At 64.5% G+C, this 12,301-nt stretch carries 12 protein-coding genes; 2 read left to right on the forward strand and 10 right to left on the reverse strand.

Features of this window, described 5'->3' with window-relative positions; genetic code table 11:
- From L1F31_RS18400 to L1F31_RS18430, 7 genes are all read right to left on the reverse strand, one after another.
- Positions 1–831, reverse strand: coding sequence for a uroporphyrinogen-III synthase (locus L1F31_RS18400; RefSeq protein WP_265418662.1), 831 nt, complete (start codon positions 829–831; stop codon positions 1–3).
- A gap of 2 nt (positions 832–833) precedes the next feature.
- Complete coding sequence (locus tag L1F31_RS18405) at positions 834–1,742, reverse strand: LysR family transcriptional regulator (protein WP_265418663.1); 909 nt, start codon at positions 1,740–1,742, stop codon at positions 834–836.
- A gap of 42 nt (positions 1,743–1,784) precedes the next feature.
- Positions 1,785–2,489, reverse strand: coding sequence for a hypothetical protein (locus L1F31_RS18410; RefSeq protein ID WP_265418664.1), 705 nt, complete (start codon positions 2,487–2,489; stop codon positions 1,785–1,787).
- Complete coding sequence (gene dnaB, locus L1F31_RS18415) at positions 2,486–3,823, reverse strand: replicative DNA helicase (RefSeq protein ID WP_039211746.1); 1,338 nt, start codon at positions 3,821–3,823, stop codon at positions 2,486–2,488. The genes L1F31_RS18410 and dnaB overlap by 4 nt, the downstream gene beginning before the upstream one ends.
- A 209-nt stretch (positions 3,824–4,032) precedes the next feature.
- Entirely contained in the window at positions 4,033–5,415 is a 1,383-nt protein-coding gene (locus tag L1F31_RS18420; protein ID WP_265418665.1) for an FtsX-like permease family protein, read from the reverse strand.
- Positions 5,416–5,426: 11 nt separating this feature from the next.
- Positions 5,427–6,782 carry an FtsX-like permease family protein gene (locus tag L1F31_RS18425; RefSeq protein ID WP_265418666.1) on the reverse strand — a complete coding sequence of 452 codons (1,356 nt, stop codon included), beginning with the start codon at positions 6,780–6,782 and terminating at the stop codon, positions 5,427–5,429.
- Entirely contained in the window at positions 6,782–7,519 is a 738-nt protein-coding gene (locus tag L1F31_RS18430; protein WP_265418667.1) for an ABC transporter ATP-binding protein, read from the reverse strand. Before L1F31_RS18430 ends, L1F31_RS18425 begins: the two co-directional genes overlap by 1 nt.
- Positions 7,520–7,691: 172 nt before the next feature.
- Here L1F31_RS18430 and L1F31_RS18435 point away from each other — a divergent pair, with 172 nt between their 5' ends.
- Positions 7,692–8,081 (forward strand): VOC family protein, encoded by a 390-nt coding sequence (locus tag L1F31_RS18435; RefSeq protein ID WP_265418668.1) that lies wholly within the window; start codon positions 7,692–7,694, stop codon positions 8,079–8,081.
- A gap of 7 nt (positions 8,082–8,088) precedes the next feature.
- On the opposite strand, the gene L1F31_RS18440 is transcribed toward L1F31_RS18435, so the two are convergent.
- Positions 8,089–8,448: a type II toxin-antitoxin system VapC family toxin gene (locus L1F31_RS18440; protein ID WP_265418669.1), complete on the reverse strand. Its 360-nt coding sequence runs from the start codon at positions 8,446–8,448 to the stop codon at positions 8,089–8,091.
- A complete protein-coding gene (locus tag L1F31_RS18445) occupies positions 8,445–8,642 on the reverse strand; it encodes a type II toxin-antitoxin system VapB family antitoxin (RefSeq protein WP_265418670.1) in 198 nt (65 codons plus the stop codon). Before L1F31_RS18445 ends, L1F31_RS18440 begins: the two co-directional genes overlap by 4 nt.
- A gap of 337 nt (positions 8,643–8,979) precedes the next feature.
- On the opposite strand from L1F31_RS18445, the gene L1F31_RS18450 reads away from it, so the two are divergent.
- The gene (locus tag L1F31_RS18450; protein ID WP_265418672.1) at positions 8,980–10,863 is read left to right on the forward strand and encodes an FAD-dependent monooxygenase; all 1,884 of its coding nucleotides are present in this window, start codon (positions 8,980–8,982) and stop codon (positions 10,861–10,863) included.
- 61 nt (positions 10,864–10,924) lie between these two features.
- On the opposite strand, the gene L1F31_RS18455 is transcribed toward L1F31_RS18450, so the two are convergent.
- Positions 10,925–12,241: a DUF445 domain-containing protein gene (locus L1F31_RS18455; protein ID WP_265418673.1), complete on the reverse strand. Its 1,317-nt coding sequence runs from the start codon at positions 12,239–12,241 to the stop codon at positions 10,925–10,927.
- Positions 12,242–12,301: the final 60 nt, after the last annotated feature.

Raw genomic sequence — 12,301 nt, forward strand, 5'->3', positions numbered from 1 at the left:
TCAGCCGGTGAGCTCACTGACCAGGGTGCGGGCCAGAGCTCCGAGACGAAACCGCTCGGGGATCACGGTTCTGATCCCCTGTGCATGCAGCGGAGCCGCGGTGACGGTGCCGACCGCAGCCGCCACCACACCGTCGTTGAACGCCTCGATCACTGCGGGCAGCAGGCCCTGTTCCTCGGCCGCGGTGAGGAATGCCGCGGCACCAGGGGCCGAGGTGAAGGCGACGGCATCACACTGGCGCTGCGCAACAAGACGGACCGCGTCGACCACAGCCTTCGGGTCGGGTGCCGGACCCCAGCGGTAGATGACGAGTGAGCGGACGTCGGCGCCTGCCGCGGCGAAGGCCTCATCGAGTCCGTCGGCTCCGGCACCGTGATGCTGCACCGCGACCCGCATGCCGTCGACGCCATCGGCGAGGAGGGTCTCCTCGATCTCGGCGCTCGTCTCGGATTCGGCGACCCAGGCGGCGGTGAGTCCGGCGGCTTGGATCGCTCCTCGTGCCTTGGGGCCGCGGGCGACGATCCGTGCTGCTGAAAGCATCGCGTGCCACTCTTCGCGCAGTCCCGCAGCTTCGGCCACTTCGCCCCAGCCGGTGAATCCGATGCCGGTCGTGACCACGACGAGGTCGGGTCGGTGGTCGATGAGTTCGCGGGTGCGCGCAACAAGTTCGGGATCGTCGCTGTGCGGAATGACGGACAGGGTCGGCGCGTGCACGATCTGCGCACCGTGCCTCTCCAGAGCGGAGGCGAGCTGCTCGGCTCGCCGCTGTGCGGTGAGCACGATACGGCGTCCCGACAGTTCGTCACCGACAGCGGTACGGGGCTGGTTCATGCTCATATCCTGGTCCCGGCGCGGCCCTCGAGGGCATTCTGAAAGGCGAGCATCTGGTCTTTGAGCGCCTGCACGAGAGCCGCGATGGCGGGACGGCGCATCGAGTCGGGGCGCAGAACCATCCAGTAGGGCAGGCGTTCGGCCACAGTGTCGGGGAAGAGCCGCACGAGATCCGGGTGGAGGTCGGCCATGAAGCAGGGCAGGAACCCGATGCCGGCGCCGGCCCGGGTGGCTTCGACGTGGACGAAGACGTTGGTCGAGGTCAGCGCGTCCTTCATCTCGGGGAAGAGCCGCCTCGGTGCGTCGAGGTCGTCGACTTGGAGCATGGAATCGACGAAGTACACGAGGCGGTGATCGCTCAGTTCCTCCACCGAAGCGGGAGTGCCCTGGGTGTCCAGGTATTCACGCGAGGCGTAGAGTCCGAGTTCGTAGTCGCCGAGTTCGATCGCCTCCGCCCGGTGCACGCGCGGTTCGCCGACGACGACCTCGATGTCGAGCCCCGATCGCTGTTGCAGTGCCTGCCGGGTGACTGTCACGATCTCCACGCTCAGTCCGGGGTGCCGGCGCCGCAGCTTCGCCGCCGCCGGGGAGGCGATATAGGCGCTGAACCCATCGGTGGCCGTCATGCGCACGACTCCGGTGACCGCGTCCGGTCCCTGCCCTGTGTTGCCGAGCTCAGCGACTGCGGTCTCCATCTGCTCGGCCACGGTGACGGCTTTCTGTCCGAGTTCGGTCAGCTCCCAGCCGTCCTCGGATCGGGCCAGGACCCGCCCGCCGAGTGACTTCTCCAAGGCGGCGATGCGTCGTGAGACCGTCGAGTGGGTCAGTCCCAGGTTGTGGGCGGCCGTCGTGAACTTGGAGGCGCGGGAAACGGCGAGCAGGACGAGCAGGTCATTGGGAGTGGTGTCCATGCCTGCCATAGTAGGCACATCCGATCACATCGCCGTGATTCCTCAGCGCACGTTCTGCGATGAGGGCGAGCGCGTCCATCGCAGCAGCACGACGATGAAGCAGATGAGGAACACGATCCCCGAGGTGACCAGGCCGGTGGCGAGGATGCCGATGTCGGCGGCGAAGTCGACGTCATCGACCGGTTTGGTCGGTGCCTTCCCTTCCGGATCGATGAGGACGGAGACCACATCCCCTTCGTCGAAGTCATCGAAGCCGTCCTTGCCGCGGTAGATCATCGGTTCGGCGACCGGAGTGCCGTCGGTGCGTTCGAGCGTGTAGGTGTGTGTGAAGACCTTCCGTGGGTGTCTGCCGTTCGAGTCACGCGCGACCTTCACGTCGACCTCGTGATCGACGACGACCACCTCGGCGACTTCACCCGCCTGGGACAGTGCCACATCCTCGGCGAGCATGACCGTGCCGATGAGGGCGATCGCGACGACGGGCCCCGTGTACCAGTACGCCCCGGTGTGTCCCATGATTCCTCGCATCGCCAAGGTGACGCCGACGAAGACAAGGCAGCCGAGGATGATGGTGACCAGCAGCACGGAGGGGAACAGATACCCGATCGCGAAGACCAGACCGATGCCGACGACGAAGACGGCACCGGTGACAACGATGCTCAGCGGGTTCCTGCTGCCCCGGTTCCAGCGGCGATCGGCCCTGTTGCCGTACGCCGCGGCGCTGCGCATCCGACCACTGTCCATCACTGCGGCATGTTGACGAACCGGGACTTCGCGCCCTGGAACGCCACGGGGATGTCCATCGTCGGACCGGCACGGTGCTTGGCGACGATGATGTCGGCCTCGCCGGCACGTTCGTGTTCCTTGTCGTACATGTCCTCACGGTGGATGAGGAGGACCATATCCGCGTCCTGCTCGATCGAACCGGATTCACGCAGATCGGAGATCATCGGCCGTTTGTCGGTGCGCTGCTCGCTGCCGCGGTTGAGCTGGGAAAGAGCGATGACCGGGACTTCGAGTTCCTTGGCCAGCAGTTTGAGCGAACGCGAGAACTCCGAGACCTCCTGCTGGCGGGATTCGACGCGTTTGCCCGAGGACATCAGCTGCAGGTAGTCCACGCAGACCATCTGCAGATTGTGCTGCTGTTTGAGGCGTCGGCATTTCGCACGGATCTCGGTCAGGGCCATGTTCGGCGAATCGTCGACGAACAGGGGCGCATTGTTGATGCGGGCCTCGGTCGCGGCCAGGGTCGTCCAGTCGTGCGGGCTGAGTTCGCCGCGGCGCAGGTTCTGCAGCGGGATCTCCGATTCGGCCGAGAGCAGACGCATGACGAGCTCGTTCTTGCCCATCTCGAGGGAGAAGAACACAGCGGCAGCATCGTTGTGGATCGCCGCCGAACGGATGAAGTCGAGCGCCAGCGTCGACTTGCCGACGCCGGGGCGGGCGGCGATGACGATCATCGTGCCAGGGTGCAGACCGTTGGTGAGGTTGTCGAACTCGGTGAAGCCGGTGGGCACACCCGCGGTCTGGCCATCGGTGTTGCCGTTGCGTTCGATCTCCTGGGCCACCTCGCCGAGGATGTCGGAGAGGATGACGTAATCCTCGGTGGTGTGGCGTTCGGTGACCTTGTAGATCTCCGCCTGCGCTGAGTTCACGACGTCATCGGTGTCGCCTTCGGCGTCGTAGCCCATCTGCACGATCCGGGTGCCGGCCTCGACGAGGCGGCGCAGCACGGCCTGTTCGCTGACGATCGCGGCATAGTAGCCGGCGTTGGCAGCGGTCGGGACGGAGGAGATGAGGGTGTGCAGGTAAGCGGCACCGCCGACGCGGGCGAGGTCGCCGGTCTTCGTCAGGTAGTTCGCCACGGTCACCGAGTCCGCGGGCTCACCGCGGGAGTAGAGGTCGAGGACCGCCTCGTAGATGGTTTCGTGAGCGGGCTTGTAGAAGTCATCGCCCTTCATCGTCTCGACGCAGTCGGCGATGGCGTCCTTCGACAGAAGCATCGCTCCGAGCACGCTCTGCTCGGCTTCGACGTCCTGCGGCGGGGTTCTCAGACCGTCATAGCCCTGGTCGTTGCTCACTTGATTTCCTCTTCCTCACAGGCTGATCGGCACCCACCCTCATGTGGTGCGCTCCAACTGTACCCGGAGACCCGTGGAGGGTCCCACCGACGTGATGCCGACCATCCTAGGGCGCGGTACTGACGCAGACTTCGCCGTCCGAATCGGACACCGTCACCGAGGCGGCTCCCCCCGATCGGGTGAGCCGCCTCGGTGATGGTGGGGCTTCGTCAGTCCCGTGCCCGCCCGGCCGTGGCTACGGAGTGCAGGATCGGCTTCGTCAGCTGCAGTCCGCCGCGGATGATCCCGATGCCCACGACCACGGTGAGGAGGATCGTGAGGAACGTGACCGGTTTGAGGACGAGCGCGGCTCCTGCCAGGGGGAGCACGAGCAGCAGTCCGAGGCCTCCCGCCAGTAGCGACACCCAGATCGCCGGGGCCATGACGGCCCGCACCAGCGCCCGATGCAAGAGCTCGGGATCGGCGCCGGCGGCGTGGAGGTCGGCGAAGGTGTCCGCGCGGTCGTAGATGTCGGCGACCTGGTTGATCACCGCTGAGACCGCGATGAGCACGATCGCGATGCCCATGACGAGCAGCACCCCGGTGAACATGTCGTGGAAGAGATGGGTCTCGGCCTCACTCACTCCAGCCTGGGAATCCTCGGCAGCGTCGATGCCCAGCTGCGACAGGGCGACACCGGATCCGCACACGGCGGCGGTGAAGGCCGCCATCGCAAGACCGGAGACCCGCCGCCAGAATCGCTTCGGCTCATCGGAGACCAGACGGGCGGCGATGAGGCGCTCGGGCGTGGCCGCTCGGTTGCCGCTGAGATGGGCGAACCAGCGGATGAGGAGCCCGCCGAGAAGATCGACGACGATGAGTCCGAGGGCGAAGAAGCCGATGACCGCGCCGAGGACGATGCCGACGCCGAGGCCCCCGGCCTGGGTGAGTGTGTACACGATCGGCAGGAGGATGACGGCGGCGACTGCGACGATGACGCGGCCCAGCGGGAACTTCCGCTCCAGGCTCTTCGTCCGCACTCCCAGCGGGGAGACGGCGACCTTCCGCAGGCCGATGAGCGCCGAACCGGCACACACTGCGACGAGGAAGGCGACCACAACGAGGATGAGCCAGGCGGGCATGAGCATGTTGCCGTATCCGATGGGCCGGCCCATGAAGTGGATGAAGCTGACCGGCAGAGCCAGTCCCAGATAGCCGATGACACCGAGGATGATCCCGACCAGTGCCGGCATGAGCGGTTCGGCCACGGCCAGCGCCGTGATCTGGGAGCGTCGAGCTCCGAGCAGCGACATCGTCGAGAGTCGTTCGTCCTGTCGGCGGGCCGACAGCGTCGCCGAGGCCGAGGCCAAGGTGGCCGCGGGGATGACGAGGAGGGCCGTGGCCAATGCGGCCAGGGTCTTGTACATGATGTCCATGCCCTCCGCCGCGGGGTCAGGATCCGGTGGGATCTGGAAGAACATCCACGTGCCTGCCGCGACAGTGAGGAACAGTGTGGCGCAGGCGAAGAACGCGGCGGCCACGAGCATGGAGCTCGCCGAAGTCAGAGATCTGCGTCCGAGAACGAGGGGAACGGTGCGAAACGTGGTGGACATGAGTGCTCCTTTCAGGCCGACGCCGCGGTGACTCGGCGGACGAGGGGCCGTGTGAACTGCAGACCCAGCCACACCATCGCGACTCCGGCGACGAGGACGATGGCGACGGTGCCGATGGTGAGCGGATCACCGAGGTCGCCGGCAGAAGCCATGAGGACGGCAAGTCCTCCGCCGAGCAGCAGCGAGACGACGGTGACGAGGAGGATCGGCGACATCACGGCCTTCACGGTGACCCGGTGCATCATGGTCTGCGGCATTCCGGCGGCGTGGAGTTCACGGTAGGTGTCGGCCCGGTCGAGGATGTCTGCGGCCTGATTGATGGTGGCGGAGACGATGACGAGGATGAAGGCGATGGCCAGGGTGAGGATGAGTCCGGTGAAGATGTCGTCGCCGAGGTACTGGTACGGGCCGAGGACGGCTCGGTCTTCGGCGGAGAAGTCCTCCTGACCGCTGCGCATCATCGCCGTGCCCGTCCCGCCGACGACGGCGATGAAGGTGATCATCGCCAGCCCCGCGACCCGACGCCAGTATTGGCCGGGTGCGTCGGCGACCATTCCCGCAGCGATCACCGAGGCGGGTCCGCGTGCGGTCTTCCCCGCGATCCCTGCGTGGATGCGGATGCACAGCACCCCGACGACGCTGATGAGCAGGAGGGCAAGCCCGATGGTGGCGATGCTGTAGAGGATTGTGGCCGTTGTCGACAGCTGCATCTGAGTGGAGATGAAGGTGGCGATGGCGACGACGAGGACGAGCAGGATCGCTGTGATCACCCGGGCCAAGGGGAACTTCCGTGCCAGGGATCGGGTGCGCACGCCCAGTGGGGAGACGGTGATCTTGCGCAGGCCCAGCAGAGAGGCGAGCAGGCAGATGAGGACGAGGCCCGCCACGACGGCTGCGAGCAGCCAAGCGGGCATGAGCAGCGACCGGTAGCCCAGCGGCGCTCCGGTGAAGCTGATGAAGCTCAGCGGCCAGGCGGCCAGCAGGTAGCCGCCGATGCCGAGCACGATCCCGAATGCGGCGGGAATGACGGGCTCGGCGACGGCGATGAGCCGGATCGTGCCGCGGCCGGCGCCGAGGAGGGAGAGGGTGGAGAGGCGTTCGTCCTGCCGGCGGGCGCTCAATTTCGCCGAGGCGACTCCGAGGCTGACGGCGGGAACGATGAGGAAGACGGTGGCGAAGATCGCGAGGAGTTGGTAGAGGTCGGCGATCTCGGAGTATCCGGCGACATCGGGGCGGTCGGTGAAGGCCCAGGCACCGCCGGCGACGGTGAGGAAGATCGTCGAGCAGGCGAAGAAGGCGATGCCCACGAGCTTCGCGGTCGTCGAGGTCAGGGACTGGCGGGACAGGAGGATGGGAAGGACGTTCATCAGTGCGCGACATCCTGCATGGCCGAGTCGGCGACGATGCGACCGTCGGCGAGTCGGACGACTCGGGAGCAGCGGGCGGCGACGTTCTCATCATGAGTGACGACGACGAGAGTGGATCCGCGGCCGGTCGTGGAGCTCAGCAGCTCGGTGAGCACTTCGGAGGAGGTGCGTGAGTCGAGGGCTCCGGTCGGTTCGTCGGCGAAGGTGACGACGGGCTGGGTGACCTGGGCGCGGGCGATCGCGACTCTTTGGGCCTGACCTCCGGAGAGCTGACCGATCCGCTTGTTCAGATGCTCGGTCAATCCGAGGCGGTCGAGCCAGGCTCGAGCATGCGCGGTGGCATCGGCCCGGTTCATGCCTGCGAGCATGGCGGCGAGCGCGACATTGTCGACGGCGGTGAGTTCGGGCAGGAGCAGTCCCTGCTGGAAGACGAAGCCGAATACTTCGCGGCGCAGGGCGGTACGGCCGGATTCTTTGAGTGAAGTGATATCGGCGGCTGCGCTGCGGTCGGTCGGGGCGAGACGGATGCGGCCGTCGTCGGGACTGATGATGCCGGCCAGGCAGTGCAGGAGGGTGGTCTTGCCCGAACCGGAGGGTCCCATGATCGCCAGTGATTCGCCGAGGCCGATCGTGAGGTCGACTCCGGCGAGAGCGTAGGTCTGATTGAAGTGTTTGGTGACGTTTCCGGCGGTGATGATGGTGGGAAGCTGCTGTGCAGGATGCTGTGAAGAAGTCATGTCTCCATGCTTCCTCTCGGCCGCCGAGCCGGCCATGAAGTCAGCCAAAAGGTGCGGAGGGGAAAACCCAACATCTCTTGGCGGAAAGCCGAATTCGGGCACCGGGCTTGATAGTCTCCAGACACCACGACATCGACCGCGCCGACACACGACCGGAACCCGAGGAGTCATCATGAAGATCAACTGGACGTCCATCTTCGTCACCGACCAGCAGAAGGCCCTGGACTTCTACACGGGCACCCTCGGCTTCGTGCTCAAGCACGATATCGACATGGGCGGTCCGCGGTGGCTGACCGTCGTCTCACCCGAGGACCCGGACGGTGTCGAGATCGTCCTCGAACCCAACTCGCATCCTGCGGTGGTGCCGTTCACCGAGGCGCTCGTGGCCGATGGGATCCCGATGAATCAGTTCGCCGTCGACGACGTCCAAGCCGAATACGAACGGCTGCAGAGCCTCGGGGTCACCTTCACTCAGGAGCCCACGACGATGGGTCCGATCACCACGGCCGTCCTCGACGACACGGTCGGCAACCTCATTCAGCTCGTCCACCAGGCCGAGTGACCGTGCGTTAGTGTGCCCGTCCGAGTTCTTCGGCCGCCCGACGCAATCGTTTGTCACGCGTCCACAAGAGTGCACCTTCGATGAGCATCACCGAGCCCAAGAGGTGTGTATCTGCAACGCTCAGGCCCCGTCCCCACAACGAATGTGACGAGATCAGGAACATGAGCTCTTCGTGAGTGAGAGTGGGGAAGCGGAACAAGTCCTCGAGGCTGCTGAGGACCTCTTCACGCGAGCGGATCGAACCGAGAGCGAGTTCCTCGATCACTGCAGAATGGCTGCCGACCGCTCCGTCTTCCAATCGGCGAACTAGCTCTTCATCCCGCTGATGCAGGTGGTCGATCCACACCGAAGTATCGACGAGGATCATGCCACGTCGTCACGACGGCGAGGCGGAGCCGAACTGTCAGGATCGGTACCGCCGAGGGCCGCAAGCCGACGAGAGCTCTCGACTCTGACCAGTGTCTTCAGAGCTTCACGGATCAATGCCGAACGCTCGGTGATTCCACTCAGCTCGGTCGCCTTGGCAATGAGTTCGTCATCGACCGTCACTGTCGTCCTCATCCTGACCTCCTTTTAGCATCAATTTTAGCACTAAACGATGAACATTTTGATGATTATTGTTCGGCTGTGGACACCGGGGAACGGATGGAAATACCGAGGAGGCGGGCCGGTTTCAGAAGCACTTGTGCTCCGACACCCCTGCAGATCATTTCCATTGGATGGAAGCATTTCATGGCGTTTCAGACGCCTCCCGCACAGGATGACAACGGCACCAGGTGTGTCTCAGATCACTGTGAATGAGGAGAGCGGGATCAGCTTGCGAGAAGAAGTCATGTTCTGACTATCGCAAGTCCGATCCCGCCTGAGAAACGACTCACTTAGCGAAGGAGCTAATTGAATGCAGTATCACCACAACGGATACGTCGCCCATGACCCTCGAATCAGAGATGCGGAAGGGACAGGAGCTGATCGTGTCGAGGAGCTCCCCGACACGATGGACGTGCTCATCGTCGGCGCGGGCCCCGCGGGCATAGTTCAAGCCGCGCAGCTCACCGAGTATCCCGACGTGCACACACGAATCATCGAACGGCGCCCAGGTCGCCTTGCAGCAGGTCGAGCAGACGGACTCTTCCCGCGCAGCTGTGAGACCTTTCAGGCGTTCGAGTTCTATGACGCGATCGCTCAAGAGGCCAGCCATATGAGGGAGATGAGCTTTTGGGGGCCACACCCCGAACGCCCTGCCGAAATAGCCCGCGGAGCGCGTGCCGCCGATCCTCCGTCGTATGTGAGCGAGTTTCCCATCTTGACAGTGAATCAGGCCCGCGTCATCGACTACTTCGCCGAACGTGCGGCCAATGGTCCCGCCAAGATCAACGTCAACTACGGGTATGAATTCCTCGACCTCACCGTCCATGACGACGGCGAGTACCCGGTGGAGGTCCACCTGGTGGATGAACACGGTGCTCAGCGGACCGTGTGGACGAAGTATGTGACCGGTTGCGATGGTGCGCGCAGCAAGGTCCGCGACTGCATCGATGTCAGGCTCACCTCCGACTCGACGACTCAGGCGTGGGCCGTCATCGACATCCTCGCCAATACGGACTTCCCGGATTTTCGCACGAGAAGCGGCATCCAATCGGACAAGGACGGGTCGATTCTGCTCATTCCGCGCGAAGGCGGGTTCCTCACCCGGTTCAATGTGTCTCTCGAAGATCCGACGCCGAGTACGCGCGACCGGATCCTTGCGACTACGGCAGATGAGGCGATCGAACGCGCCAACCGCATCCTCAATCCCTACTCGGTCGATGTCCGCGAAGTCACCTGGTTCAGCATCTACGAGGTCCGCCACACCGTCGCACAGAGTTTCGATGACGTTGCCGCCAAGAATGATCCCGATCTGAATCCGCGGGTCTTCATCGCCGGCGATGCGTGCCACACTCACAGCGCCAAGGCAGGTCAGGGGATGAACGTCTCCATTCAGGACGGCTGGAACCTGGCGTGGAAGCTCGGCCAGGTGCTCGAAGGTCGCAGCGACGAGTCGCTCCTCCGGACGTATAACGACGAGCGTCAGGACGTGGCTCAGAAACTCATCGACTACGACAAGGAGTGGTCGTCGATGATGTCGAGACGTCCCGAAGAGATGGAGAGCCCCCAGGAGATCGTCGACTTCTTCACCGACACTGCGAACTTCCCCGGCGGTTTCGATACGAAGTATACGGCGTCACCGATCATCGGAACCGGTGCACGACAGGAACTGGCACAGGGGTTCCCGGTGGGCATGCGCTTCAAATCCGCTCCCGTGTCCAGGGTCGCGGACACGACCACAGTCCAGGTCGGTCATCACTTCCGAGCTGATGGCCGCTGGCGCCTCTACGCGTTCGCCGACGCCGATGGTTCCGCAGCGGCCGAGCTCGCTTCTTGGTTGGAGGAATCGGACGAGTCCCCGGTCGGACTCTTCACCCCCGAGAACTCGGATATCGACAACGTCTTCGATGCCAAGGTCATCTATCAGCAGAGTTATCAGGATGTCGACCTGCCGCACGCTCCCAGTCTCTTCCTGCCGAAGGTCGGTCGCTTGCAGGTGATGGATTGGGAGAAGGTCTATGCGGCGATCCCGGACGATGACATCTTCGAGGCCCGCGGCATCGACCGTTCCGGGGCCCTCGTCATCGTCCGTCCGGACATGTATGTGGCTCACGTTCTGCCATTGAGTGCTCGGGACAAGATCACCGAGTTCTTTGCTCAGTCCATGGTGCGGGAGAAGGTTCTCACCGCAGTCTGATCACCGTCGCCGACAAGCTGCGGACGGGGTTCTGTCGGGGTGAAGGGCAGCAGTCCGCCCTTCACCCCGGCAGGAGCACGATGATGGTGTGGATCACGAGGCCCACGAGCGCACCGATGACGGTGCCGTTGATGCGGATGTACTGGAGGTCACGGCCGACGTAGAGTTCGATGCGCTCGGCGGCTTCCTTCGCATCCCACCGTTCGATCGTGTCGGAGATGACGCTGGCGATCTCCGGTCCGAAGCTTTCGGCCAGATCGCCGGCGGTCGTGGCGATCCGGTCGTCGATGCGCCGGGAGAATTCCGAGTCCGCCTGCAGCCGTTCGGCGAATTCGCCGATGAGCTGCCAGATGCGGGCGCGGACCTCACCATCGCTGTCGATGATCGCCTCGCGCAGCAGCTGCTTGAGCGAAGCCCAGATCTCGAGCACGGAATCGACGACACCATCCTGGCTGAGCAGGTCGTTGATGATGGCCTCGGCCCGCTGGGACAGTGATGAGTCGGATTCGAGGTCGTCGGAGAGGTCGACCAACCAAGCATCGAGTGCCTGACGAGCCTTGTGGTATTCGTTGTCGCGGACATCGGAGACCCAGCCCAGCACCTCGCGCTGCAGCCGGTTCGCCAGCTGTTCATTGACGAAATCAGGCACCCAGGACGGTGCCCGGTTGTGGACGATCTCGTCGATGACCTGCGGGTTGTCGCGCAGCCAGGTGTATGCCTCGGCGATGATGAGGTCGACGAGCTTGTGGTGGGCGCCGTCTTGCACGATCTGGCGCAGCAGCTGTGCCAGAACCGGGGTCTTCCTCGTGGCCACGAGCCGAGGGATGATGACGTTCCTGGTCAGGGCCTTGATCGAATCGTCGTCGATGCGCGCGAGCACATATTCGAGTCCACCTGCGGCACGGTCGACGACGATGTCGCGGTTGCCGGGCTTGGCCAGCCACCGGCCGGCGCGGTGGGAAACCTCGGCGGACCGGATCTTCGTCGACACCGCCTCGGCGTGAAGGAAGTTCGCGGCGACGAACGCCGACAGGCTCGCGCCCAGGGTGTCCTTCTTGCGCGGAATGATCGCGGTGTGCGGGATCGGAAGTCCGAGCGGGTGGCGGAAGAGCGCTGTGACGGCGAACCAGTCGGCGATCGCTCCGATCATCGCGGCTTCCGAGGCACGGGAGACGAACCCCCACACTCCCGTGTTGTCGGTGAAGAGGTGGGTGGAGAGGAAGATGAGTGTGGCGAGGATGAGCAGCGAGAGCGCGAGCGTGCGCATCTTCTTCAGCCCGCGAGCGCGCTCCTGGTCCTCCGGCGTGAGCTCTGACGGCCCGCCGGTTCCGCCTCCGGCGCCGAAGCGCGGCACGGATGGTGACTTCTCGATCGACATCGTTACCCCCTGCTCCACGACTTTAGCGAAATCAGAGGCTTCGACCCGCATCCGCGTGCG

Source organism: Brevibacterium spongiae (genome assembly GCF_026168515.1).
GTDB classification, from domain to species: Bacteria; Actinomycetota; Actinomycetes; order Actinomycetales; family Brevibacteriaceae; genus Brevibacterium; species Brevibacterium spongiae.